The sequence below is a fragment of the Lactococcus sp. NH2-7C genome, assembly GCF_029953655.1.
GTDB lineage: Bacteria > Bacillota > Bacilli > Lactobacillales > Streptococcaceae > Lactococcus > Lactococcus lactis.
On sequence record NZ_CP124538.1, the window covers coordinates 2068621 to 2095030 of the forward strand.

Genomic DNA, 26410 nt, shown 5'->3' on the forward strand with positions numbered 1-26410 from the left:
GAAAAATGAATTCTTTAATTTTTGAACAAGTATTTCAGCAAAAAGAAGATTTTTTACCAATATTATTATTAGCTGATGATGGACCACATTTAGAAAATTATCTGGAAAATGGTGATTTATTTACTCTGTCATTAAAAAATGGCAAGACCGTTGCTTGTGCTGTAGTCATAAAAAAACAAAAAAATACTTTTGAAATTGAGAATTTCGCGGTAGAGACTAGTTTTCAAGGACAGGGATTTGGTCAACAAATGATGAAACAACTCATCACTTATTTGAAAGAAAATTTAGCAGCTGATGAGCTAATTCTTGGGACAGATGATGTTTCAAACAATGTAGCTTTCTATGAAAAATGCGGCTTCACAATTACTCATAAAATTTCCAATTATTTTCTTGATAATTATGATCATCCTATTTTTGAAGGAAAAAAACAGTTAAAAGATAAAATATATTTAAGAAAGAAGTTAAAATGAAAGTTGAAAATGATTTACGAACAATGTCCTCTTTTTTGCAAGTGCAATTAAAAGATATCAAAACTTTGATTGAGTCAAACAAGATAAACCAAGCTAAAGAAAATTTGAAGTTTGTGCAAGGGGGACTCAATAATTTTGCTAATGAACTTGAAAAAGTCGAAGGTGGATTTTATGGTATTATTGGCTTTCTCTTTCGTCGCCCCTACAAAGTACCCGATGATTTGAAAAATATTAGAGAAAATCTTTTTATTGAAGCAAAAACATTACAAAAAGAACTAGACAAGCAATCAGAAAAAGAGAATAACAATAAAAATCGTTTATCAGCTAGAGCTATCAAAGCACTAAAATCTGGTCAGTTAGCTATTTTACCGACAGAGACAGTTTACGGTCTCTTTGCAGATGCGATGAATGAAGAAGCAGTCCAAAAACTCTATTCAGTTAAAGGACGTCCAACAGAAAAAGCTTTAAATATGAATATTTCAAGCTTTGAAGATATTTTAAAATATTCAATCAATCAACCAGTCTATCTCCAAAAAATTGTGGAAGCCTTTCTTCCTGGCCCTTTAACCATTATTTTAGAGGCATCTAAAGACGTTCCTGAATGGATTCATATTGGAAAAAGTACTGTTGGTTTTAGAATGCCAAATATTGCAGTAACCCAAAAAATTATCAAAGAAGTCGGTGTTTTGGTCGGACCTTCTGCCAATTTAAGTGGTTCTAAAAGTCCAAGTTTCTTTGCCGATTTAAGTCCTGAAATTTTAGAAAATGCCGCAGTCGCTGTTCAAGATGATAGCATCTATGGACTAGATACAACAATCATCGATTTGACGCAAGAAAAACCAAAATTACTGCGTCAAGGAGCTGTTACTAAAGAAGAATTACTTAAAAAAGTTCCTGAACTTGGTCAAATTGAATAAAATAAACTGAAAAAAGTAATCTAAAAATTTCCGAACATTCTTTGGTAATGATGAGATTTACAAGCCAACTTATTTCAAAAAAGAGCCTTTAGCCGATATAATAGTTTTAGAGTTAAAAGTTTGCTTGCGAAAGTAAACTAAAATTAACTGATTAAGTTTATAGCGCCAATGACTATAAAATTCTACTTATATTTTTTTAAATATACCCAAAAGACATACAAGGAGAACCAATGATTTTTGATAAAGAAGATTTTGAAAGTTTTGACCCGGAATTGTGGGCAGCCATTCATGCTGAGGAAATTCGTCAGCAACAAAATATTGAATTAATTGCTTCAGAAAATATTGTTTCAAAAGCAGTTATGGCAGCGCAAGGTTCTGTTTTGACAAATAAATATGCTGAAGGCTATCCTGGGAAACGTTATTATGGTGGAACAGAAGCGGTTGATGTTGTAGAAAATTTGGCTATTGAACGAGCAAAAGAACTTTTCGGTGCAAAATTTGCCAATGTTCAACCTCATTCAGGTTCTCAAGCAAATGCGGCAGCTTATATGGCATTAATTCAACCCGGAGACACAGTCTTAGGAATGGATTTAAATGCTGGTGGTCACTTGACTCATGGGGCTTCAGTCAATTTTTCAGGAAAAACTTATCATTTTGTTCCTTATGGAGTTAATTCTGAAACTGAGCTTTTAGATTATGATGAAATTTTAAAAATTGCTAAAGAAGTTCAACCTAAACTGATTGTTGCTGGCGCTTCTGCCTATTCACGCCTGATTGATTTTGCTAAGTTCCGTGAAATCGCTGATAGTGTTGGAGCAAAATTAATGGTTGATATGGCTCATATTGCTGGATTGGTAGCAACTGGTGCGCATCCTAATCCACTTCCTTATGCTGATGTCGTTACAACAACAACTCATAAGACACTCCGTGGACCACGTGGTGGAATGATATTAACTAATGATGAAGCTTTGGCCAAGAAAATTAACTCCGCAATTTTCCCTGGAACTCAAGGTGGACCTTTAGAACATATCATTGCAGCAAAAGCAGTAGCTTTTAAAGAAGCACTTGACCCAGAATTCACGACATATATCGAACAAGTCATTAAAAATACGCAGGCAATGGCTGAGGAATTTACTAAAGTGGACGGCTTACGATTGATTGCTGGGGGTTCAGATAATCATTTGCTTAATCTTAAAGTTTTAGACTTAGGAATTAATGGAAAAGAAGCTCAAGATTTATTGGATAGCGTTCACATCACGCTTAATAAAGAAGCAATTCCTGATGAAACATTGTCACCGTTTAAGACTTCAGGTGTACGTATTGGAGCAGCAGCTATTACTTCAAGAGGATTTAAAGAAGATGAAGCGAGAAAAGTTGCACAATTAGTTTCCAAAGCGTTGGTTAATCATGATAATCAAGAAAAACTTGAGGAAGTTAGAAAAGCAGCTTTAGAGCTGACTCATCAATTTCCCTTATAATATCAGAAAAAATTAGACAAAGAAAATTTGTCTAATTTTTTATTGTTAAGCTAAATTTAAAAGAGAAGTGTTATAATATAACTTATATAAAAATGACTGCAAAAAATAATGAGATGTGCTAGTAAAGAATAAGAGCAGTCAGAAAATTTAGGTAAGTGAAATGTTTAAAAAATTAATTGGATTAATAGTACTGATACTTCTTGTATTCAGTGGTTTTTATGTTTACCGTATGCATGAAAATGTGAAACACGTAATGTCTTATGAGGCAGAAGTTGAAAAAACCCTTGAAGCACAAGGCTTGAGTGGTGATACAAAGTTGGCTTTGGCAATTATTTATACAGAAACTAAAGGGAAACAAGTTGATATTATGCAATCAAGTGAAAGCTTGAATGGTACAACAAATACTTTCGCAACAGAGCAAGAAAGTATTAAACAAGGCATTTCTAATTTGTCAAAAGTCTTAGAATATGCTTCTCAAAAAAAGGTTGACGCTTGGGCAGGAGTTCAGGCTTATAACTATGGGAAGGCCTATGTTGATTACATAGCTGCTCATGGTGGAAAGAACACTATCGCTCTTTCTAAGGATTATTCTCGAGATGTCGTTGCGCCAAGTTTAGGAAATACAACAGGTGAAACTTATTATCATTTGACTCTTGATTCTTTGATTTATAACAAAGGAAAACTCTATTCTAATGGTGGGAATATTTTCTATGCTAAAGAGGTTGAATGGAATATGTTCTTACTTGATTTACTAAATTGGTAAATTACTGTAAAGGCAGAAAAACACAGTTGACTGTGCTTTTTTGTCGAACAGTATTTTTTTATATTTGAATTATCAGAAAATTATACTATAATAGTGTTTAATAAATAATTTGAGGAAGTGAAATCGATGATTTATAATTTTGGTGCAGGACCCAGTGTACTTCCAAAGGAAGTCTTGAAAAAGGTCCAAGAAGAACTGTTAGACTTTGAAAAAAGTGGCATGTCAGTGATGGAAATTTCGCATCGATCCAAGGCTTTCCAAAAAGTAATTGATGAGGCTGAGAACGATTTGCGTGATTTGATGTCGATTCCTCAAAACTATAAAATTTTGTTTTTACAAGGGGGTGCTTCCAGTCAATTTTCAATGGTTCCAATGAATTTGGCAATTGGAAAAAAGGCTTATTACAATATTTCGGGGGCCTTTGGCGAAAAGGCTTATGATGAAGCGGTAAAATTGAGTCATTTCCTTGATTTAATGCCGATTAGTTTGGGATCAACTAAAAAAGATAATTATAATCATCTATTGAAAATTGATAAATCTAAAATTGATGAAACTAATGGGGCCTATCTTCATTTGACAACCAATAATACGATTGAAGGAACAAGTATTTTTCCTGAAAATTTGCCTGAGTTTGCAAGTCTTCCTTTGGTTGCTGATATGAGTTCAAATATTTTAGCGGTTGATTATGATGTAAGTAAATTTGGATTAATTTATGCTGGAGCTCAGAAAAATTTAGGTATTGCTGGTTTAACCATTGTCATTATTCGTGAAGACTTACTGAATGAAAATGAAAGCCTCGCATCAATGATGGATTATAAGATTTTGGCTAAGAATGGCTCGATGTACAATACCCCTCCTACTTTTGCAATTTATGTGGCAGGACTGGTTTTCAAATGGGTAAAAGCGCAAGGTGGCGTGAAAAAGCTCGAAGAATTGAACCAGAGAAAAGCTCAATTGTTGTATGATTTAATTGACCAATCTGACTTTTATCAGAACCCAATCAAAAATAAAAATGAGCGGTCGATTTGCAATGTTGTTTTTACAAGTCCAAATCAAGGATTGGATGAGCTATTCACCCAAAAAGCTGAAGAAAAAGGTTTCAAATCACTCAAAGGTCATCGTTCTGTGGGAGGAATGAGAGCAAGTATTTACAACGCCTTTCCTCTAGAGGGTGTTGTTGAATTAGTGAAATTTATGAAAGAATTTGAAGAGGAATATAAATGACTTATCATATCAAAACAATTGGAAATAATATCGACCAAATCGCATTAGATGAAATAGGCGAAGACTTTCTTGTTAATCAAGTGTCAGAAGATGAAGCTGACGCATTTATTTGTCGTGCTCAGCCTTTCCATGATTATGAATTTTCAAAAGCACTTTTGGCGATTGGACGTGCTGGTGCTGGTTTTAATAATATTCCGATCGAGAAGTGTGCCAGTAAAGGAATTGTAGTCTTTAATGCGCCTGGTGGGAATGCCAATGCGGTTAAAGAATTAGTTTTGTCAATGATGATTTTTGGAACGCGTAATTTAAAACCAGCAAACAAATGGTTGACTGGTCAAAAAGGTGATGATAATACCATTGATGGGGCGGTTGAACATGGGAAAAAGGCATTTTCTGGTTCTGAAATTTCAGGAAAAACTTTAGGGGTAATTGGCCTTGGAAATATTGGTTCAAAAGTTGCCAATGATGCACAGCGTTTGGGAATGAAAGTTATTGGTTATGACCCATATCTTTCAATTGAGCATGCTTGGAATTTATCGCATCATGTTAAAAGAGTGAATGATTTAGCTGAGATTTTTGAGAAGGCAGATTATATCACGGTTCATACGCCAGCAACGGATGAAACAAGAGAAATGTTAAATTGGGAAAATTTATCCAAGTGTAAAAAAGGAGTGATTTTGCTCAATTATGCACGAGATGAGATTACGGATAAAGAAGCAGTGCTTAAAGCGATTGATGAGGGAATTGTCCGCTTTTTTGGTACGGATTTTGGTTCTGAAAAATTTTATCATCATCCACAAGTTTTTTTAACTCCTCATTTAGGCGGCTCAACGGTGGAAGCCAGTTTAAATTGCACAAGAATGGCTCTGGATTCTGTTCAAACTTATTTGAAAACTGGCGAAATTATTAATTCAGTCAATTTTCCACGTGTTTTGCAAGAGTTGAATACGCCTTATCGTGTGACCTTAATCAATAAAAATGTGCCTAATGTTGTGGCTCAAATTTCACTTGCGGTGGCTGCAGAAAATATCAATATTGCTAATATTGTTAATCGTGGTCAAGGCGATTATGCCTATACTCTACTTGATTTAGATGAAAAAGATGAAGGAAAGTTGGCGGCCTTAGTTTCACGTTTTGAGGCTGCTGATAATATTATTCGTGTTCGCTTAATTGAAAATCAGAATTTATTTTAAAAAACGAATGGAAAAAGGAAGAAAATGGCTGCAAAAGGATTGCTTGTGATGGATGTGGATAGCACATTGATTGAAGAGGAGGTCATTGATCTCTTTGGGGAAAAAGCGGGTGTGGGTGATAAGATTTCAGAAATTACGGCTGCCGCTATGTCTGGTGAAATTGATTTTAAGGAATCTTTGAAGGAAAGAGTGGCTTTGCTTTCAGGTTTGCCCACAACTATTTTTGACGATGTCTACAAAGAAATTCATTTAACTACAGGTGCAATAGGATTAATTGAAACTTTGCATGCGAAAGGCTGGAAAGTTGGCCTTGTTTCTGGTGGTTTTCATGAAATAGTTGATAAAATAGCAAAAGATTTAAAAATAGATTATGTTTTTGCCAATCGGCTAGCTGTGGAAAAAGGTTATTTAACTGGCGAAACTTACGGGACCATTGTGGATAAAAATGTCAAAGTGGACAGGCTCAAACAATGGGCGAAGGAAAATAATTTGAATTTATCTGAGGTCATTGCTGTAGGTGATGGTGCAAATGATATCCCAATGTTAAATACAGCTGGTCTTGGGATTGCTTTTTGTGCAAAACCTGCAGTCAAATCTGCTGTTTCCTATCATATTGATAAGCGAAATTTACTGACCGTTTTGGAATTTGTGGATAAACTTGCTGATAAAGAATAAAATGTAAATGTAAAAAATTACTGACGGAATTTCCGTCAGTAATTTTCTTATCTGCCGCTTCAATGCTCGTTTCAGTCGCATTGAACTGACGGAAATTCTATCATAGGATAGTCGTTAGCGCTTCAGCGCTTATGAATATGCTAGAATTTTCATCAGTAATTTTTCTATACTCGTCTTGGTCGCATTGAACTGACAAGCTTTTTGTCAGTATTTTTTAATTTCTAATATTTGATATTGAAGTCTGTGAAATCAGGAAAATTTGCAGGGCTTGATTTGACATCAGTGACTTTAGCAAAGGGTGAAAGACGTCCTTTACTTGATTTTTCCCCACGAACAATGGCAGTGAATTCTTCTAATTTTTTTTCATCCTCTGTTTGCGCGAGAATTTCAACTGTACCGTCATCATTATTCCAAACACGCCCTAAAATGCCCAGTTCACGCGCACTTATGATAACAAAATAACGAAATCCGACGCCCTGAACGCGCCCAGAAACAATCATTTTTACTTTGAACATCTTAAGACCTCCTAGCTTTATGTTGTTGAAATGATAATAATTAAAACGTTTTCTTTTATTATAACATAAGCACAAGCAAGATTGACAAAAATCTGATAAAAGTTTCACTGCTTATGCTTTGCTGTCCAAACCAAAGGAATCTATGTTTTTCATAAGTCACAATCACTCAGTGGCAAATTATCCTTTTTAGATGAAAGAACTAGCATATCTGTAAGCCAGTAAAATGGCAACAGCTATCCTACACTTCATTTGATTAGATACTGGCAATGTAAAACTTTGTTTCGCCTTACTGGCTATGATATAATTGGAGAATGGAAATCATCAGTTCAAAAGATAATAAAAAAATTAAAGAAGCAAGAAAATTGCTGACAAAAAAATACCGCAAAAATTCATATCTCATAGAAGGATTTCATTTGTTGGAGGAAGCACTGAAAGCTGGCCATCCAATAAAACAAATTTTTGTTGAAGAAAATAAACTGACTAAACTGACAGAAATAATTGGGTCTGAAAAATCACTGACAGACTTATCTGTAAATTTGGTCAGTAAAGAAGTGTTGAAATCTTTAGCTGACAGCGAAAGTCCACAAGGACTGATTGCTGAAGTGACAAAAATTGAAGAAGTCATTGATTTTTCAGCAGCAAAGTTTTTACTTTTAGAAAACGTACAAGACCCAGGAAATGTAGGGACAATGATTAGAACAGCTGATGCGGCTGGATTTTCGGCTGTTATATTACTTGGAGAAACCGCAGATATTTACAGTCCAAAGGTCATGCGGTCTATGCAAGGCTCAAATTTTCATTTGCCTCTTGTACGAATGGCTAAAGAAGATTGTTTTGCTCAACTTAAAAAAGCAGGCATTTCAATATTGACGACCACGCTGTCAGCAAATTCTGTGTCTTATAAAATAATCAATGAACCACACTTCGCATTGATTATGGGAAATGAAGGGGCCGGAGTTTCTGACGAAGCCATTAAAGCTGCTGACAAACTCGTTCATATTGACATGCCAGGACAAGCAGAATCTTTAAATGTGGCTGTAGCAGCTGGAATTTTGATGTTTTCATTATAAAATTACTGACAAATCAGTCCAAACAACCGAATATCAAATTGGTAGACAAAAAAATTACTGACAGAACCTCCGTCAGTAATTTTTTTGCATTTATATTTATTTTTCCGTCTTTGTCAGTAATTTTTATCACTTATCTTAACTCAATCAGTTAAAGTGAGCCGCCAAAGTTTCCGCAAAGGCTTCGAGATGAGCTTCGTCTTCATCTTCAGGAGACAAGTCAACACGAACAAGTTCAGCTCCTTTTGTTGCGCCAGTTTTTTCAAATTGCGCTTCAAACATATCGACACAGATACAGAAGTCATCATAGAAAGTATCACCTGACCCGAAACAACCGTAAATTTTACCAGATAAATCAACCTCAGCTAATTCTTCATAAAAATCAACAATTTCGTCAGGTAACTCACCGTCACCATAAGTGTAAGTTCCAACGATACAAAGATCAGCATCAGCCATCTCGTCGGCATCAACAGAAGAACATTCGTCAAGTTCTACTTCAAAACCTAATTCTTCAAGTTTATCAGCGACAATATCGGCACAAGCTTCAGTATTTCCTGTCATACTTGCATATACAATTTTTGCTAATGGCATTTTTTCACTCTCCTATAAGATGCAAGGGGCCAACAATTTAGCGCTCCAAGCTCAGTTAATTGATTAAAGTTCATCTATCTATTATTGAGATAATTCAATTCAATTATATCAAAAAACAAGTGAAATCAAAGCTAAAAACTACGGATTTTATTTGTTGACCTTCTTTTGTGAAAGGAACATGGCTGGAATAGCAACCATAGTTAAAACAATCGAAGAGACAAGAAAGCCAAGTTGATAACCATTAAGCGTGACCGCTTTTTCAACAGAAGTTTTTGCTCTTGCAATGACAGTCGGTGTTAAATTAGTGTGCATCGCCGCTAATTGATGTAGTTTAGTTGTCATCTGTCCAGCAATTTCAGACGTCACAACCGCCGTCACAACTGCCGAGATGACGGCTGAACCAACGTTTTGAATGATTATTTGTCCTACTGATGTACCCGGAATATCTTTTTTCTCTAAACCAATGAAAATATCAGTCATCATTGGAATTTGCAAACCACCAATCCCCATTCCAAAAACAAATAAAACCAGTTTCAACCAAATCAAATTTGTATTTTCATGAACAAAAATGAAAGGAATCGTTCCAAGAAATGAAATAAGCACTATAGGTCGGGGACAATCATTTTACCAATCAAGGGTTGTGTCACAAAAATTATGAGCCCTTGTGAAATCAACATTAGACCTGCTTTAATTACTGGAAAGCCTTTTGTATTTTGAAAGAAAAGTGGCAGTAAAATTATAGGGCCATTAGAAGCAATTCTAGTTAAAAAGATTCAAATATTGGATGAAATAAAATTTTTAGATTTGAAAAATTTAATCGAAAGCACAGTATTATTGTTGCGCATGCGATAAATAATAAACAAGACTAAATCAATGATGAAAAAGTAATCATTTGACTGTTGAAAAAATTTTTAGAATCCCTTTAGCTCTTCATAATCCCATAAATTAATCCACGGAGCAGCCGCCAAAAGGGGTGTTCCAAACCAGTCTAGTTTAGCTTTCAAGTGAAGGATTTGAAAGAACTCAGATAAAAATGTTTAAGGAGGATTGCAAGAAATTCTACCGAAATATTGACAGAGAAAATCCAGTGCCAATTTGCTCCAGATACAATTGCACCACCAAACACTGGCCCAATAATTGGTCCAAGAATAATAGCAGTAGAAACAACAACATCAATTGATCAAGTTTATCTGAAGGTGTAATTTGCATCAGCAAGGTTGTCATCAATTGCTCTTTGAACGTCAATTTGTGAATGATAAGCAAATTAATGAATGGATAGATGAAGTTTTACTGCCAATTTATATAAAAAACACCTATTAATAGGGAAATTTATGGTAAAATAAAGTGTATTTATACTAAATAGACTGTTTTGGATTACAAAAAAATCTGTTCAGTTGAATTAGCATTCAAAGTAATTTTGAAAAGGCTCATGATTGTCGAAGAAAATTCTTATAGATAAAGTCATAAATACTATCTTATAAGGATTCAGTAACCCCAGTAAATGAAAATTTATTTTTCGATGAAGTATGAGTCACTTCAAAATATTAATTTAAATAAAAAGAACTGAGTTTTTCTCAGAACTTTAGAAGGAAAGAATAAATTGATTACATTAAAATCGCAACGTGAAATCGAGCAAATGGAACGTAGTAGCAAAATCTTGGCGGATATCCACATTGGTCTTCGTGATTTGATTAAACCAGGGATTGACATGTGGGAAATTGAAGAGTATGTCCGCAAAGTTTGTAAAGAAAAAAATGTTTTACCTTTACAAATTGGAGTAGATGAAGGAAATTATAATCCATTTCCTTATGCCACTTGCTGCTGTTTGAATGATGAAGTGGCTCACGCATTTCCACGTCACCAAATTCTTAAAGATGGTGATTTGATTAAGGTTGACATGGTCCTTGGTTTGGTTGAAGATGGCTCAGTTGACGTTTCAAAACTTAATTTTGACGATGCTGAATCAATGGTTAAATATCAAGAAGAATTTCGCGGTGGCGTTGCAGACTCTTGTTGGGCTTACGCTGTAGGTGAAGTTTCTGACGAAGTGAAAAATTTGATGGAAGTGACTCGCGAATGTCTCTATCTTGGAATTGAACAAGCCAAAGTAGGCAACCGTATCGGTGATATTGGGGCAGCTATCCAAGAATATGCTGAAAGTCGTGGCTATGGTGTCGTTCGTGATCTCGTAGGACATGGCGTTGGACCAACAATGCATGAAGAACCAATGGTGCCACACTACGGGCGCGCTGGACGTGGGCTTCGTTTACGCGAAGGAATGGTCTTAACAATTGAACCAATGATTAACACTGGAGGTTGGGAAATTGACCATGATGGTGAACGTGGTTACGTTACACTGGACGGAAGTTTATCTTGTCAATACGAACACCAGTTTGTTATCACTAAAGATGGTCCTGTGATTTTGACTTCTCAAGGCGAAGAACGGACTTATTAAGAAGTAAAAGGAAAAACAGATGAGAGGAAAGATGAAAAAAGTTATACAAAAAATTGCTGAGCTAACGACAACTTTTATGACTTTTTTCAAAAGTTCAGAAATGAGTCTGTCTTCAATTGCTGTTGCGTATTACCTTTTACTTGCAATCTTTCCTCTAGGATTGATTGTTGGAAATATTTTACCCTTCTTACATATCAATACAACAGCTTTATTGAGCTTTTTGTCTGAGCAACTCCCAAGTGATGTTTACAAAGGAATTGAACCAGTCATTAATAATCTCTTAAATCAAAGAAATACAGGCTTACTTTCACTCTCTGTTTTGGCAGGTTTTTGGACCTTTTCAAGAGCCTTGTCTGCTCTACAAATGTCAATGAATAAAGCTTATGAAGTCTTTAATCATCGAGACTTTATTGTCAGTCGAATTATCGGTTTAGCTGCTGGATTTGCGATTTTACTCTTTCTTTACTTTTCAATTGTTCTCTCTACTTTTGGGCAATTAATTCTTGAACAAGTTCATCGCTTATTTCCTTTTGATGATCATCTCTACCGAACTTTGCATAATATGACTTTACCAGCGATTGCTGTAGCGACCTTCTTATCTTTGATGATGCTTTATTTTATCCTACCAAATGTTAAAATAAGAAAATTAAGATACACCATGCCTGGAACAATATTTTCAACTTTTGTTCTTGTTTTTCTAACCAACTGGATTGCAAAATATGTTAGCTTTGCTCTTCAGCGATTAGATGACTTGAAATTGATTGGGTCATTGGTTGTCTTTGCACTGATGATTTGGTTTATTTTCATCGCCCGCGTTTTGATTATTGGTGTCATATTAAATGCTGTTTATCAAAAAACAAAAGTTGGTAAGATTGAAACACGACGTGGTGAAATTGTTGAATTCATAAAGGAAATTAGAAAATAAAAAATACTAATAAAACTGAAAAAAAATACTGACAGAAAATCTGTCAGTTTTTTTTTCTATCCGCCGATTCAATGCTCACTTTGCTTACATTGAACTGTCAGTATTTTTTCATCTTGTCAGTAATTTTTTATCTGATATAATTTCTATCAGTAAAAAATTAGTTTATTCTGTTAAATTTTTATCTTTTTTGAAGACAAAGAATTTTGAATAAAGATAGTTAATAACAATAATTAAAACTTGAACGACGAGGTTAAGAGCAGCAACCATATTATTTTTAGAAAGTCCAAAAAGATTCATCAAAATATCAGGATGTTGGTCAATGAACCACCAGTTAATAAAAATGGATAGGAGTAAAAGAACAATTCGTCCTGAAGTAAAATTGATGAAATCACGTAACAAGTTTGATGATTCATGTTTGAAAACAAAAAGTTTATTGGTAAAAAATGCAAAAATAATACTTGAAGCTTGAGCGGCAGTTTCTGAACCCCAGCCAGAATGCCAAGCTTGCCAAGTTAACCATTTGACAAAGGCATAAACTGCTGTTGCTAGGACTCCGAAAATGAGATATCTAACAGTTTCAGATTTAAAAAGATTCATGAGTTTTTTCATGAGGTAATTATATCACACTCTTTTAATAGACTCCACTAAAAGTAGCAATTTAACGGATGTTTCAAATAAAGAGGGAAATAGGGTATAATAGCAAAATAAATATAATAAAATCAGTGACAAAGAAAAGGAAATAATTTTTGAATCGAATGATGAAGAAAATGGTTGTTTTATTGCTCATCAGTGGCTTAGTTTTAGTCACACCTCATGCTTTTGCAACAGCAGGAGGATTTCGAGGTGGAGGAAATAGAAGTACAAGAACTGGCGGTAATTTTGGAGGTGGAAATACCAACAGTCATTATAATAATACTGGTTCTAATAGCTATACTTCTAATTCTAGGTCATCTAGAATGGGGAGCAGATATAATAGAAATAGCATTTTTAGTGGGCTTGTTGCACTAATCGCCCTAGCTTTTTACTTTTTGAAAAAAAGTCTTAAACTTCCTTTTAGAAAAAGAGAGTATTATCAGGAAAAGACATTGAATGATCCAGCTTTGGAAGAAGAAATAGAAGAAATTTTTCTAAAAGTTCAAGATGCTTGGGATAAACAAGACTTACGAGCTTTGTCAGCAGCTTATGGTGATAATTTACATGAAAAACATGAAAAAGTTCTCCAAAAGATGAGAGATAAAGGTCAAATTAATCATACGCGTAGTGTGGTTTTGGATGGAATCACGCGTTATAAAGAAGTAAAAGATAATCAATTTGAAGTTGATCTCTATTTTGTAGCTATTGACTACCTTGTTTCTGTTAATTCTGGTCAAATTATTGCGGGAAATACTCAGGAAAGACGGGCGTTTAAACAACGTTGGACTTTTAGTGGTCAAAAAGGGGCTCTTCGAGTTGAGAAAATGAAAGAATTTAAAATCTAATGATATTTAGTATAGATATGAAAGGAGAAAAATGATTCTTTATTTATTAGTTTTATTAGCAGTTTGGAATCTTATTGTTTTTGTTTTTTATGCGGTGGATAAGTACAAGGCCCAACATCATCTGTGGAGAATTCCTGAAAAAGTTTTACTTGCCCAAGCACTTTTAGGTGGAGGAATTGGAGCAATTTTGGCTGGGCATCTCTGTCATCATAAAACTAGAAAATGGTATTTTAATTTTTCATGGTATGTGGGACTATTTATCGATGCTGGACTTATCTTTTTAATTGTCAAATTCTTTGCTAAATAAATCATCAAATTGGAAAGTTTTTTAGAAAATAATAAGCTTTTTTATTAAGTATTATTCAACACAATCCATTGACATTTCTGGCGTAAAAATGTCATAATAGAGGCATGCCTAAACAACGATTTTATTCTTTTATGATTGGAACGGTAATCGAAGCTTGGATTTTTAGCTGGTCCTTCCTTTCTGCTTCGTGGTTTTTAGCCACGTTTTTCGGCTTTCTTTTAGTACGCCGAATCTTCCTTGCTTATCGCTTGGATAAATTTATACGTGATATGAAAATGTGATTTTTATCACAATTTTTATTATAAAAGTACTGACAAAGTTTTATGACGAAAAATATTCTCTGTCAGTTGTTCTTATTTATGAAATAATAGGGGAGACTTAAAATGGCGGTGTCAGTTCAAGATTTACTTGACAAAATTCATTTTCATGTGATTTACTCAACAGAAACAGCATTAGCAAAAGAAATCACAACTTCAGAAATTATGCGTCCAGGTTTAGAAATGGCTGGGTATTTTGACTATTTCACACCCGAACGAATTCAACTTTTTGGGATGAAAGAGTGGTCATACATGATGACTGTGGTTGGAGATAATCGCTATGACCTCCTGAAAAAAGTCATGGCCAAAGAAACACCAGTTGTTATTGTTGCACGTAATTTAGAAATTCCTAGTGAAATGGTGGCGGCAGCTAAAAAGTCTGACATTGTTTTACTTCAATCACGTGAAGCAACCAGCCGTTTGAACTCAGTATTGACCTCATTTCTTGATGAACGTTTAGCTGAAAGAACGACTGTTCATGGTGTTTTGATGGACATTTTTGGGGTCGGCGTCCTTATTCAAGGGGCTAGTGGAATTGGTAAATCAGAAACTGGTCTTGAGTTAGTCAAACGTGGCCACCGATTAGTTGCTGATGACCGCGTAGATGTTTTTCAACGAGATGCATTCACACTTTCTGGGGAACCTGCAGAAATTTTGCGCAATATGATTGAAATTCGTGGCGTTGGGATTATTGACGTGATGAGTCTTTTTGGTGCTGGTGCTGTTAAAGATTCAACGGATATTGATATGGCTATTTATTTAGAATACTACGATAAGGAAAAAGCATTTGACCGTTTGGGAAATGCACCGACTATTGTTGAATTTTCTGATGTTGAAGTCCCACAAACTCGTATTCCTGTAAAAACTGGGCGGAATGTATCAGTAATTGTTGAAGCTGCGGTGATGAATTTTAGAGCTAAGCAAATGGGCTTTGATGCAACAAAAACTTTTGAAGATCGTCTCACTGATTTAATCAGTCATAATAAAGAATCATAAGATAAAACTTAGAAGTTACTGACAGGAAATTCTGTCAGTAAATTTAGAAAACTGATAAAAAATATGAATAATCTATTTCCTTTTTTAGCTTTAAATAAGATTGCACTCCAATTAGGGCCACTAGCCATTCACTGGTATGCTATTTTTATTGTGAGTGGTGCCGCATTAGCCGTTTGGCTCGCATGTAGAGAAGCCCCAAAACGTAATATAAAAACCGACGATATTATTGATTTTGTTCTCTTTGCCTTTCCTTTAGGAATTGTTGGAGCGAGACTTTATTATGTCATTTTCCAATGGTCTTACTATAGTCAACATCCTTCACAAATCATTGCCATGTGGGATGGTGGCGGAGCTATCTATGGAAGCTTAATCGCTGGAGCAATTGTTCTCTTTGTCTTTAGCTATTATCGAATGATTCATCCGCTAGATTTGCTTGATATTACTATCCCGGGTGTTTTTCTTGCTCAGGCAATGGGACGTTGGGGGAATTTTGTCAATCAAGAAGCCTATGGAAAAATTGTTTCAAATTTAGACTGGCTACCTACTTTCATCAGAAATCAAATGTTTATTGATGGCCATTATCGAATGCCTACCTTCCTATTTGAAAGTATTGGTACACTAAGCGGTTTTATTCTGGTCATGGTCTTTAGACATCGAATTAAAGGCTTAAAACGTGGGGATATTTTTAGTTTCTATCTCGTCTGGTATGGAGCCGTTCGTTTTATTGTCGAAGGAATGCGAACAGATAGCCTAATGTTAGGACCTGCTCGTGTGTCACAATGGCTTTCAGTTTTATTAGTGATTGTAGGACTTATTCTCTTTATTTATCGCAGAATGAAAAAAAATTAAGAAGTCTATCTTGAAGGATAGACTTTTTGTCATAAAAAAATGTAAGTTATATTAGAAAATAGCGAAACAATTTGTTATAATGAAGTCAAATAGAATCGCTTTCATCAAAATGAAAGAAGATTGAAAAATGGGTGCTGATTTTATACCCGAATAAAGAGGAGGAAACGTGGGAAATATTGCATTATTGATTATCGCGATAGCATTTGCTGTATTGGTGGTCTTCTTAGTTATTGTATTACATAAAGTTTCGAAGGTTGTGGAAGAAGCCAACCGTACGGTCAAATTAGTTTCTAGCGATGTAGATGTCTTACTTCATCAAGCTGATGGAATAATGACTAAAGCCAATACCTTGCTTGATGATGTTAATGGGAAAGTCGCCACGATTGACCCTTTGTTTACAGCAGTTGCTGACTTGTCTGAAAGTGTTTCAGATATCAATGCTTCAAGTCGTAAACTTGTGACACGTCTTAATAGAGGTTCAACAAAACGAAAAACAACTTCAGCTTCAGCAGTTGTTTTGGCAAAAACAGCCAAAAAATTCTTTGTCAAAAAAGATAAAACTGAAGCGGGTGTAAAAGTAAATTAAACTTGCTTACGAAAGAAAGGACTTAACCGATGTCAAAAAAAACAGGATTTCTAGTTGGTGCTTTAGTTGGTGCCGCAGCTGCTCTATTTTTAGCTCCTAAAAAAGGAAGCGAACTCCGTGAAGAAGCTGGAAAAATTTATGATGATTTAAAAGAAAACCCTCAAGAAACATTGACTGGAATGAGAGATACTGCTCTTGATTTCTCAGCTGAAAAATTTAATGAAATCAAAGAAAAATTTGATTCAGGTGAAATTTCAGCTGACAAGGCCAAAGAATTTTTACTTTCAAAACGTGATTTAATTATGGAAAAAGTTGACTCAGGTGAACTGTCTAAAGATTCAGTTGTTGATTTCTTCAATGATACTAAAGATGCTGTCGTTGAAAAAATTAATTCAATGAAAGACAGTGGAGAAGAACTCTTTGATGAAAATGAATCAGACATCTCAGAAGAAGCCGCAGAAGTTGTGGCTAAGTTCAGTGATGCCAAAGATGAAGTGAAAGAAGATATTGATACTGAGTCTCTTGCTGAAGAAGCGAAAAAAATTGCTGACAAAGCCAAAGAATTAACAAATTTTCCTGACGAAAAAGAATAAAATTTAAAATCTGTCTTTAAGGCAGATTTTTTTATCATGTAAAATATTTACATACTTAACTATGGTAATTGGAAATAAATTGCGTTATACTATATAGTATAGAATATAAAGAAATACTCTGGAGGATTTCAAATGGCACAAGCAAACTTTGGTGTTGTCGGAATGGCTGTAATGGGGAAAAACCTTGCACTCAATGTAGAGTCACGTGGTTATACCGTTGCAATTTACAACCGTACGACTTCAAAAACTGAAGAAGTTTATAAAGAACATCAAGATAAGAATCTTGTTTTCACTAAAACACTTGAAGAATTTGTTGGAAGTCTTGAAAAACCACGTCGTATCATGCTCATGGTTCAAGCAGGAGCAGCGACAGATGCGACAATTAAATCACTTTTACCACTCTTGGATAAAGGTGATATCTTGATTGATGGTGGAAATACTCATTTCCCAGACACAATGCGTCGTAATGCTGAACTTGCAGACTCAGGTATTAACTTCATCGGTACAGGAGTTTCTGGTGGTGAAAAAGGGGCGCTTTTAGGCCCATCAATGATGCCTGGTGGTCAAAAAGAAGCCTACGATTTGGTTGCACCAATTTTTGAACAAATCGCAGCTAAAGCTCCTCAAGATGGTAAACCATGTGTGGCTTACATGGGAGCAAACGGTGCTGGACATTACATTAAAATGGTTCACAACGGAATTGAGTACGGCGATATGCAATTGATTGCTGAATCTTATGATTTGTTGAAACGTGTTCTTGGTCTTAGCAATGCAGAAATTCAAGCCATTTTTGAAGAATGGAATGAAGGCGAACTTGATAGCTACCTCATTGAAATCACTAAAGAAGTATTGAAACGTAAAGATGATGAAGGTGAAGGCTACATCGTTGATAAAATTCTTGATAAAGCAGGAAATAAAGGAACTGGTAAATGGACTTCAGAGTCTGCCCTTGACCTTGGTGTACCACTTCCATTGATTACAGAATCAGTATTTGCTCGTTACATTTCAACTTATAAAGATGAACGTGTTAAAGCAAGCAAAGTTTTATCTGGACCAGCAGTTAATTTCTCAGGCGATAAAAAAGAAGTCATTGAAAAAATCCGCAAAGCGCTATATTTCTCAAAAATCATGAGTTATGCCCAAGGATTTGCTCAACTTCGTAAAGCTTCTGAAGAATTTGATTGGGACTTGCCTTACGGTACAATTGCACAAATTTGGCGTGCTGGATGTATCATCCGTGCAGAATTCCTCCAAAATATTACTGATGCTTTCGACAAAGATAGCGAACTTGAAAATCTCTTGCTTGATGACTACTTTGTAGACATCACAAAACGTTATCAAGAAGCTGTTCGTGATGTAGTTTCACTTGCTGTTCAAGCAGGAATCCCAATTCCAACATTTACATCAGCAATCAGCTACTATGATAGCTATCGCTCTGAAAATCTTCCAGCAAACTTGATTCAAGCCCAACGTGATTACTTCGGTGCTCACACTTATGAACGTACAGACAAAGCTGGAATCTTCCACTACGACTGGTACACAGAAGATTAAGTTAAAAAATAATAAATTAAAAGCTAGAATTTTCTAGCTTTTTTTATAAAATTAAGGGTATTATTTAGACCATTTTTTAACAAAAAATCAAGAAATTGTTATATGATTTAGGTAATCGAATGTGAATTATTTACTTTGATAAATTTTATGGAACTAGAGAAAGTTGAGGAAATTAGAATGGGTTCTGAATCTAATCGCTCATTTAATAAAGCAACAGGTGCCGGTTTCATCATCGCAATGGGAATTGTTTATGGCGACATCGGAACGAGTCCTCTTTACACAATGGAATCAATTGTCCAAGGCCAAGGGGGGCTTGAGCGAATCTCAGAAACGTCAATTATTGGGGCACTTTCACTCATTATCTGGACTCTGACATTAATTACAACAGTCAAATATGTGTGGATTGCTTTAAAAGCGGATAACAATCATGAAGGTGGAATTTTTTCCTTATTTACTCTTGTTCGTAAGTATGCAAAATGGTTAATTATTCCGGCAATGATTGGCGGAGCTGCTTTGCTTTCAGATGGAGCCTTAACGCCTGCCGTAACGGTTACATCAGCAATAGAAGGCTTGAGGTCAATTCCTGCTTTTCATGAAGCTTTTGGTCAGCAGCAATTACCGATTGTCATCATAACCTTGGCGATTTTAGCGCTTTTATTTTTAATTCAGCGATTTGGAACTTCAATCGTTGGTAAAGTATTTGGACCGGTCATGTTTATTTGGTTTAGTTTTCTTGGAATTACGGGTTTGATTAATCTCTTTGGTGATTTTTCTGTCCTCCAAGCAATTAATCCTTACTGGGCAATTCATTTACTTTTAAGCCCAGAAAATAAAGCTGGAATTTTTGTTTTAGGTTCAGTCTTTCTGGCAACAACGGGGGCAGAAGCTCTTTATTCCGATTTAGGACACGTTGGTCGGGGAAATATTCATGTCAGTTGGCCTTTTGTTAAAGTTTGTATCATCTTGTCCTACTGTGGGCAAGGGGCTTGGCTTTTACAAAATCGTGGGGAATCTTTAGGAGACATCAATCCGTTTTTTGCTGTCCTCCCTCAAAATTTAATCATTTTTTCAGTAATTTTAGCAACTTTGGCGGCAATTATTGCCTCACAGGCATTGATTTCTGGTTCATTTACTCTTGTGTCAGAAGCTATTCGGCTTAAACTCCTTCCTCGATTAAGAATTTTTTATCCAGGAGAAACTTTCGGACAATTATATATTCCAGCCGTAAATTTGGGACTCTGGTTGGCAGCAAGTTTTATTGTTGTTTATTTCCAAAGTTCTGCTCACATGGAAGCTGCTTATGGTTTAGCAATTACAGTAACCATGCTTATGACAACAACTTTGTTAACTGTCTATTTAAGTCACTATCAAAAAGTTAAAAAAGTATTTGTTGGCTTATTTTTCACCGTTTTTATCTTTATTGAAGGCTTGTTTTTTGCAGCTTCCGCTGTAAAATTTATGCATGGCGGTTATGTCGTTGTGATTATTGCTACCATGATTCTATTTGTTATGGCAATCTGGCATAAATCTGACCAACTTTTCTATAAATATCTTAAAGCTTCAAATCTTAATGACTATAAAGAACAAATGAATAAACTTCGTAAAGATGAAACTTACGACCTTTATCATACGAATGTCGTTTATTTAACGGCTAAAATGAATAAAGAATGGATTGATCGTTCAATCTTGTATTCTATTTTGGATAAGCGTCCTAAAAAAGCTAAAGTTTACTGGTTTGTGAAGGTTAATGTCACAGATGAGCCTTATACTTCTGAATACGAAGTGGATATGCTAGGAACTGATTTTATTGTCTGTGTTAATCTTTATCTCGGTTTTCATATGCGTCAAGAAATTCCTCGGTATTTACGAACGATTGTGTCCAATTTGATGGAGTCAGGACGATTACCACAACAAAATCAAACTTATAGTATTACACCAGGACGCAAGGTTGGGGATTTCCGTTTTATTATTTTAGAAGAAAAACTAATTAATGCAAGACAAATGCCTGGCTTTGAACGATTCGTTCTTCAAACAAAAGAGCAAATTAAAAAAATTACAGCTTCGCCAGCACGTTGGTTTGGTCTTCACTTTTCAGAAGTGACGGTTGAAACTGTTCCTTTGGTTCTATCGGATGTTAAAAATTTGGAAATTCACGAACGGATTTCAGAAGAAAATCAAGGAGAAGCATAATAAAATAAAAGCAATCAAAAGATAGCTTACTGTTGCTATCATCGCTTTTGTGATGATTACTGTATTATATATAAAACTGTGAGAAATAAATAAATATAATTTCCCGCAGTTTTTTTTGAATAAACAGGGGATAATCTGCTATAATAAAGCTATTAAAAAACGAGCTACGCTTCGTTTTATTTTATTTGACTATTTTCGTTGAAGAAAGTTGAGGAGTTACAAAAGTGGGTCAAGTACACTTACATAATCGGTCGTTTAATAAAGCGACATCTGCAGGATTCCTAATTGCTTTAGGGATTGTTTACGGCGATATCGGAACAAGTCCACTTTATGCCATGCAGGCCATTGTTCGAGGACAGGGAGGATTAGCAAATCTTTCTGAAAGCTTTATTTTGGGGGCTGTTTCTCTTGTAATTTGGACTTTAACATTAATTACAACTGTTAAATATGTTCTGATTGCTTTGAAAGCAGATAACCATCATGAGGGTGGGATTTTTTCACTCTTTACCCTTGTTAGACGAATGAGAAAATGGTTGATAATTCCAGCAATGATAGGTGGAGCGACGTTGCTTGCAGATGGGGCATTAACCCCAGCTGTAACGGTTACTTCAGCCATTGAAGGTCTAAGGGGAGTAACACATGTTTACTCAAATCAGACGGCGGTCATGGTAACCACTTTGATAATCCTAGCTTTTCTCTTTTTGATTCAGAGATTTGGGGCAAGTTTGGTTGGTCGTTTATTTGGACCAATTATGTTTATCTGGTTTGGCTTTTTGGGTGTAAGTGGATTGATTAATTCTTTTCTTGACTTATCAATTTTAAAAGCAATCAATCCTTATTATGCGATTCACTTATTATTTAGTCCAGAAAATAAAGCTGGTTTCTTTATTTTGGGTTCTATTTTCTTGGTAACGACTGGGGCAGAGGCGCTTTACTCTGACTTAGGACACGTTGGGCGTGGAAATATTTATGTCAGCTGGCCATTTGTTAAAATCTGTATTATCTTATCTTACTGTGGGCAAGGTGCGTGGCTTTTAGCTCACCGTGGTGAACACATTGAAAAACTTAATCCTTTCTTTGCTGTTTTACCTGATAATATGGTTATTTATGTCGTTATCTTATCAACATTGGCGGCGATTATCGCATCGCAAGCACTGATTTCGGGTTCATTTACTTTGGTGTCTGAAGCGATTCGTTTGAAACTTTTGCCACTGTTCAAAATTTATTATCCAGGGCAAACTTTGGGACAACTTTATATTCCAGCAGTTAACTTTGCTCTTTGGGTAACGACTTCATTCTTTGTTTTGTATTTTAAAACTTCCGAACATATGGAAGCCGCTTATAGCTTGGCCATTACAATTACCATGTTGATGACAACGACCCTTTTGACTTATTTCTTAATTCAAAAAGGAACGCCAAAAATTGCCATTGCTTTTATTTCTATTGGTCTCTTTTGTATTGAAGGCTCATTCTTTGCGGCTTCTCTTGTCCAATTTATAAATGGAGCATATATTGTGGTTCTGATTGCCTTGGCAATTATCTTCGTTATGTTCATCTGGAACAAGTCACATAAGATTGTCATGAAATATATCAAATCATTGAATATTAATGAGTATAAAAATCAGCTTAATGCTTTGCGTCATGACGAATCTTATGATTTATATCAAACAAATGTGGTTTATTTAACAAGCAAAATGGACCATGAATGGATTGACCGTTCAATCTTATATTCAATCTTGGATAAACGGCCAAAACGTGCAGAATGTTATTGGTTTGTAAATGTAAAAGTTACTGACGAGCCTTATACTTCTGAGTATAAAGTAGATATGATGGATACTGACTTCATTGTTCGTGTAAATCTCTATCTTGGATTCCGTATGCGTCAAGAAGTTCCACGCTATTTAAGAACAATTGTGACGGATTTGATGGAATCAGGACGTTTGCCACGTCAGCATCAACATTACAGTATCACTCCAGGACGTAAAGTTGGAGATTTCCGCTTTGTCGTTGTTGAAGAAAAGCTAATGAACGCACGTCAAATGCCAGGCTTCGAGCGTTTTGTTCTTCAAACTAAAGCACAAATCAAGAGAATTACGGCTTCACCAATTCGTTGGTTTGGTCTTCAATTCTCGGAAGTAACTGTTGAAACGGTTCCCTTGGTTCTTTCAGATGTACGTAATCTGGAAATTCATGAACGATTGGAACAGGTGGATGAAGCAGAAGCTTCAGCAACTCATTAAAGAATATAAAAAACTTACTGACAAAATTTCTGTCAGTAAGTTTTTATTTCTGTCAGTAAAATTATTAACGAGCAAGTCGTTTTCTAGCGGCTTCTTTTCGTTTTTGGGCGATAAATTCGGCCTTGTCAGCAGAAGGAAAATAACCTTTTTTCTTGGCAATTAATAGAGCTGTACCCGCAACAAGAATTTCGACAGATTTCCCAATGAGATAGCCTTGAATAAATTTATTTTTCATTTGGTAACTCCTTTATATTTTATTTTAAAATTTCTCTATCTTCATTATAAATCAAAAAATGTGAAAACGCTAACGAAGCACTTCTGAAAAAGAAAGTCTTTTTAATAATTAACTGGTTAAGGTTAAGATTAGGCGCATGTGATATATTAGTAGCAGTTGTAATAAATAAATGATAAAGAAAGAAGGTAAGAAATATGACAATTATAGGTGTAAAAATTGACAAAAAGTTTATGAGGGACTTACTCATACTTATTTTAGGTGTCGGACTTTATGTACTCTCAGTTCAGTTATTCGTCATCCCTAATCGTCTAGCAAGTAATGGTGTCGCTGGTTTTTCTGTACTTATGGATTTTGTTTTTGGCATCAACCCAGCCTTGACTTTCTTTTTGGTAAATGTACCACTTTTCATTTTTGGAGGGCGTTCGCTTCCGCGGAGAATTTTATTACTGAGCATTCCTGGAGCGCTTGCCATGAGTGGTTGGTTAATGGTTTATGAAGCATTAGGAGTTACTGGTTTCCAATTCTCACATGTTATTTTTGCTGGAATTTTCGATGGACTTCTCTCAGGATTTGGGGCAGGATTAGTTATTATTTCTGAAGGAACATTTGGAGGATCAATCTTATTGAGTCGAATTTTGGAGGAGCAGTGGAACTTTAAAATTGACAAGGTTTTGTTTATGGTCGATGTCATCGTTCTAAGTGTTTCCTTATTAACATTCTTGTCACTTCCTAACTTTGCTGTCACATTACTCTCATGCTATATCTTTAGTAAAATGACTCTGATTGTGGGACGTGAAGATTATCGAAAATCTTTAATGAATCGTGGAAAAAGAATTTATCAAAAAGTTTTTGCTGCTTAGAAACTTTAAAAATAATAGAATAAAAATTACTGACAGAAATTTAGTTGTCAGTAATTTTTTCTTGTCAGTGCTTGAATTTACAGGCTATTTCTGAAATAATAGAGAATGAAAATGGTGAGAGTGAGTCATAAAAAAATAAATGAAAAATAATAAAGTTTTAGTGGTTGTCGGACCTACAGCTGTGGGGAAAACAGCACTTGGCATTGATTTAGCAATCAAATTTAAGGGTGAAATTATTTCTGGTGATTCTCAACAAGTTTATCAAGGGTTAGATATTGGAACTGCTAAGGTGACTAAGGCTGAACAAGCCCAAGTTCCTCATCATTTGATTGATGTTCGTAAATGGACAGAAAATTTTTCAGTTCATGATTTTGTTATTGAAGCTAACCAATTAATTAAAGAAATTCTTGACCAAGGAAAAGTGCCAATCATCGTTGGAGGAACTGGTTTATATATTCAATCTCTTATCGAAGGCTATCATCTTGGTGGACAAGAAAATCATGAAGAAATGATGAAACTTCGTGAAGAATTATCTCTTTTAACTGATGAGGAATTATTTTCAAAAGTGATTAAAATAAATCCAGAGATTTCTGAGTTAAATCGTAGACGGGCAATTCGATTTTTGGAGTTGCGAACTTTCGGATCTCAAGATGAAAATTTGGGTTCTGATTATGATTTTTTGCTTATTGGATTAAATGCTGACAGAAAAGTGCTTTATGATCGAATTAATCAGCGTGTTGATCAAATGATGCTTGAGGGTTTATTAGATGAAGCCAGAACTTTGTATGAGCAAGCGCCAGAAGTTCAAGCAGCAAAAGGAATTGGTTATAAAGAATTTTTCCCTTATTTTTCAGGGGACATTAGTTTGGAAGAAGCTGTTGAGTTGGTCAAAAGAAATTCAAGACGCTATGCTAAGCGACAATTGACTTGGTTTAAAAATCGAATGTCTGTCGAATTTGAAGATGTTTTTTCAAAAAAATATCCTGACTCAGTTTTTGATAAAGTCACTCAGTTTTTGAACTGACGCATTTTCTTAAAAATGTTATAATGAAAAAGATTGAAAAAAGGACTTTACAGGTAAATTTTATTAAAAATGGAGAGAAAAAATGACTGATAAAAAATGGATTGACTTGGGAATGAAATATGGTGGCTTCATGGCTCAAGACCATATCTTTTTAGAAAATAGACTAGCTGCCTTGACCGATGTAAAAGATAAAAGACTTTTGGTGACTCCACCAGCATCGGTTTTAAATGCATATTTTGCCGAACTTTATCAAAAGCGCTCACCGAAAGACGCAACAGATTATTTCTTTGAACTTTCTAAAGCTTTTGATATTTTTGAAGAAAATCCAGATTTCCAACTTGAAGGAAAAAATGGTTCTGAAAATTTCAGATTTATTCGACTCAATCTTTCTGGAAAATCATTTGGTTTTGCATATAAAAATGAAGCAGAAGAAGCAATTATTTTCAGTGAATTTCCGGTAAAAGTGACAGCGGAATTGATGTTTGAAATTGCACAAATTTTCCCTCATTATCTATTAGTGGAAGAAGACGGAAAATTGACAATGAAACCTGCCCAATTCCGAAGTGAATTTGAAAAAGTGAAAGACTTAACAGCCTTGACTGAACAAGCAGAAAATGGGGAATATATTCGCTTATCAGGATACAATATTGAAGATTTACTAGAACAAGCCGAAGAAATTGGATTCTTAAGTCCTTTACGTTTTGGTCGTGACGGACGTAAACACTTTGTTTATATTACAAAAGGCTTTTAAACATTAGTTAATAAACTATCAAAAAAATTGCATTTCTCTTTAATAAGTGATAGACTATGTGAAAACGATTACTGGTAATGCTGTCAGTAATTAAAAAGACTGATTTTTTCATAATTACTGACAGAAAAGTTTGTCAGTAACTTTTGGTCTATTATAAGGA

General features: G+C 35.0%; 27 protein-coding genes and 1 pseudogene. 23 read left to right on the forward strand and 5 right to left on the reverse strand.

Annotation, left to right across the window (positions count from 1 at the left end):
• The first annotated feature begins 5 nt into the window (after positions 1 to 5).
• From QJV49_RS10490 to serB, 7 genes and pseudogenes are all read left to right on the forward strand, one after another.
• The gene (locus tag QJV49_RS10490) at positions 6 to 470 is read left to right on the forward strand and encodes a GNAT family N-acetyltransferase (RefSeq protein WP_225511566.1); all 465 of its coding nucleotides are present in this window, start codon (positions 6 to 8) and stop codon (positions 468 to 470) included.
• Between the two features lie 332 nt (positions 471 to 802).
• Entirely contained in the window at positions 803 to 1387 is a 585-nt protein-coding gene (locus tag QJV49_RS10495) for an L-threonylcarbamoyladenylate synthase (protein ID WP_026138870.1), read from the forward strand.
• A gap of 230 nt (positions 1388 to 1617) precedes the next feature.
• Entirely contained in the window at positions 1618 to 2865 is a 1248-nt protein-coding gene (gene glyA, locus QJV49_RS10500; RefSeq protein ID WP_225511567.1) for a serine hydroxymethyltransferase, read from the forward strand.
• 160 nt (positions 2866 to 3025) lie between these two features.
• Entirely contained in the window at positions 3026 to 3628 is a 603-nt protein-coding gene (locus QJV49_RS10505; protein WP_225511568.1) for a lysozyme family protein, read from the forward strand.
• A 126-nt stretch (positions 3629 to 3754) separates the two neighbouring features.
• Entirely contained in the window at positions 3755 to 4852 is a 1098-nt protein-coding gene (serC, locus tag QJV49_RS10510) for a 3-phosphoserine/phosphohydroxythreonine transaminase (RefSeq protein WP_225511569.1), read from the forward strand.
• Positions 4849 to 6045 (forward strand): phosphoglycerate dehydrogenase, encoded by a 1197-nt coding sequence (locus QJV49_RS10515; protein ID WP_225511570.1) that lies wholly within the window; start codon positions 4849 to 4851, stop codon positions 6043 to 6045. The genes serC and QJV49_RS10515 overlap by 4 nt, the downstream gene beginning before the upstream one ends.
• A 21-nt stretch (positions 6046 to 6066) precedes the next feature.
• Positions 6067 to 6720 (forward strand): annotated as a pseudogene (gene serB / locus QJV49_RS10520) (phosphoserine phosphatase SerB); the annotation flags it as partial.
• 221 nt (positions 6721 to 6941) lie between these two features.
• Here the strand turns inward: serB and QJV49_RS10525 are convergent.
• A complete protein-coding gene (locus QJV49_RS10525) occupies positions 6942 to 7235 on the reverse strand; it encodes an acylphosphatase (protein ID WP_003129511.1) in 294 nt (97 codons plus the stop codon).
• Between the two features lie 311 nt (positions 7236 to 7546).
• Between QJV49_RS10525 and QJV49_RS10530 the strand changes: the two genes are divergently transcribed.
• Positions 7547 to 8305 carry an RNA methyltransferase gene (locus QJV49_RS10530; protein ID WP_225511572.1) on the forward strand — a complete coding sequence of 253 codons (759 nt, stop codon included), beginning with the start codon at positions 7547 to 7549 and terminating at the stop codon, positions 8303 to 8305.
• 144 nt (positions 8306 to 8449) lie between these two features.
• Here the strand turns inward: QJV49_RS10530 and QJV49_RS10535 are convergent, their stop codons facing one another.
• Together QJV49_RS10535 and QJV49_RS10540 are read right to left on the reverse strand one after the other, a co-directional pair.
• Complete coding sequence (locus QJV49_RS10535) at positions 8450 to 8893, reverse strand: flavodoxin (protein WP_003129515.1); 444 nt, start codon at positions 8891 to 8893, stop codon at positions 8450 to 8452.
• Between the two features lie 147 nt (positions 8894 to 9040).
• A complete protein-coding gene (locus QJV49_RS10540) occupies positions 9041 to 9496 on the reverse strand; it encodes a hypothetical protein (RefSeq protein ID WP_225511573.1) in 456 nt (151 codons plus the stop codon).
• 997 nt (positions 9497 to 10493) lie between these two features.
• Between QJV49_RS10540 and QJV49_RS10545 the strand changes: the two genes are divergently transcribed.
• Both QJV49_RS10545 and QJV49_RS10550 read left to right on the forward strand, forming a co-directional pair.
• On the forward strand, positions 10494 to 11348 hold the full coding sequence (locus tag QJV49_RS10545; RefSeq protein WP_225511574.1) for a methionyl aminopeptidase: 855 nt from the start codon (positions 10494 to 10496) through the stop codon (positions 11346 to 11348).
• A gap of 31 nt (positions 11349 to 11379) precedes the next feature.
• Positions 11380 to 12273: a YihY/virulence factor BrkB family protein gene (locus QJV49_RS10550; protein ID WP_225511575.1), complete on the forward strand. Its 894-nt coding sequence runs from the start codon at positions 11380 to 11382 to the stop codon at positions 12271 to 12273.
• A 162-nt stretch (positions 12274 to 12435) separates the two neighbouring features.
• Here the strand turns inward: QJV49_RS10550 and QJV49_RS10555 are convergent, their stop codons facing one another.
• Positions 12436 to 12882, reverse strand: a complete 447-nt coding sequence (locus QJV49_RS10555; protein WP_003129522.1) for a GtrA family protein — start codon at positions 12880 to 12882, stop codon at positions 12436 to 12438.
• Between the two features lie 146 nt (positions 12883 to 13028).
• Between QJV49_RS10555 and QJV49_RS10560 the strand changes: the two genes are divergently transcribed.
• The 10 genes from QJV49_RS10560 to QJV49_RS10605 all read left to right on the forward strand — a co-directional run bounded on the left by QJV49_RS10560 (position 13029) and on the right by QJV49_RS10605 (position 23380).
• A complete protein-coding gene (locus tag QJV49_RS10560; RefSeq protein ID WP_225511756.1) occupies positions 13029 to 13751 on the forward strand; it encodes a TIM44-like domain-containing protein in 723 nt (240 codons plus the stop codon).
• A 31-nt stretch (positions 13752 to 13782) separates the two neighbouring features.
• Entirely contained in the window at positions 13783 to 14058 is a 276-nt protein-coding gene (locus QJV49_RS10565) for a DUF1294 domain-containing protein (RefSeq protein ID WP_225511576.1), read from the forward strand.
• A gap of 104 nt (positions 14059 to 14162) precedes the next feature.
• Positions 14163 to 14339, forward strand: coding sequence for a DUF3272 family protein (locus tag QJV49_RS10570; protein WP_225511577.1), 177 nt, complete (start codon positions 14163 to 14165; stop codon positions 14337 to 14339).
• Positions 14340 to 14441: 102 nt separating this feature from the next.
• A complete protein-coding gene (gene hprK / locus QJV49_RS10575; protein ID WP_015425943.1) occupies positions 14442 to 15371 on the forward strand; it encodes an HPr(Ser) kinase/phosphatase in 930 nt (309 codons plus the stop codon).
• Between the two features lie 63 nt (positions 15372 to 15434).
• On the forward strand, positions 15435 to 16220 hold the full coding sequence (gene lgt / locus QJV49_RS10580) for a prolipoprotein diacylglyceryl transferase (protein ID WP_225511578.1): 786 nt from the start codon (positions 15435 to 15437) through the stop codon (positions 16218 to 16220).
• Positions 16221 to 16386: 166 nt separating this feature from the next.
• On the forward strand, positions 16387 to 16806 hold the full coding sequence (locus tag QJV49_RS10585) for a DUF948 domain-containing protein (RefSeq protein WP_003129531.1): 420 nt from the start codon (positions 16387 to 16389) through the stop codon (positions 16804 to 16806).
• 29 nt (positions 16807 to 16835) lie between these two features.
• Entirely contained in the window at positions 16836 to 17399 is a 564-nt protein-coding gene (locus QJV49_RS10590) for a YtxH domain-containing protein (RefSeq protein WP_225511579.1), read from the forward strand.
• A gap of 132 nt (positions 17400 to 17531) precedes the next feature.
• Complete coding sequence (gene gndA / locus QJV49_RS10595) at positions 17532 to 18950, forward strand: NADP-dependent phosphogluconate dehydrogenase (protein ID WP_225511580.1); 1419 nt, start codon at positions 17532 to 17534, stop codon at positions 18948 to 18950.
• A 177-nt stretch (positions 18951 to 19127) separates the two neighbouring features.
• Complete coding sequence (locus tag QJV49_RS10600; protein ID WP_225511757.1) at positions 19128 to 21140, forward strand: potassium transporter Kup; 2013 nt, start codon at positions 19128 to 19130, stop codon at positions 21138 to 21140.
• A gap of 224 nt (positions 21141 to 21364) precedes the next feature.
• Positions 21365 to 23380: a potassium transporter Kup gene (locus QJV49_RS10605; RefSeq protein WP_103054508.1), complete on the forward strand. Its 2016-nt coding sequence runs from the start codon at positions 21365 to 21367 to the stop codon at positions 23378 to 23380.
• 64 nt (positions 23381 to 23444) lie between these two features.
• Here QJV49_RS10605 and QJV49_RS10610 read toward each other — a convergent pair whose 3' ends face one another.
• Positions 23445 to 23615 carry a DUF3042 family protein gene (locus tag QJV49_RS10610; RefSeq protein ID WP_021166348.1) on the reverse strand — a complete coding sequence of 57 codons (171 nt, stop codon included), beginning with the start codon at positions 23613 to 23615 and terminating at the stop codon, positions 23445 to 23447.
• A gap of 194 nt (positions 23616 to 23809) precedes the next feature.
• Between QJV49_RS10610 and QJV49_RS10615 the strand changes: the two genes are divergently transcribed.
• The 3 genes from QJV49_RS10615 to QJV49_RS10625 all read left to right on the forward strand — a co-directional run bounded on the left by QJV49_RS10615 (position 23810) and on the right by QJV49_RS10625 (position 26250).
• On the forward strand, positions 23810 to 24475 hold the full coding sequence (locus QJV49_RS10615) for a YitT family protein (RefSeq protein ID WP_225511581.1): 666 nt from the start codon (positions 23810 to 23812) through the stop codon (positions 24473 to 24475).
• A gap of 139 nt (positions 24476 to 24614) precedes the next feature.
• Positions 24615 to 25499: a tRNA (adenosine(37)-N6)-dimethylallyltransferase MiaA gene (gene miaA, locus QJV49_RS10620; RefSeq protein ID WP_225511582.1), complete on the forward strand. Its 885-nt coding sequence runs from the start codon at positions 24615 to 24617 to the stop codon at positions 25497 to 25499.
• A gap of 82 nt (positions 25500 to 25581) precedes the next feature.
• Positions 25582 to 26250: a hypothetical protein gene (locus tag QJV49_RS10625; RefSeq protein ID WP_225511583.1), complete on the forward strand. Its 669-nt coding sequence runs from the start codon at positions 25582 to 25584 to the stop codon at positions 26248 to 26250.
• Positions 26251 to 26410 lie beyond the last annotated feature (160 nt).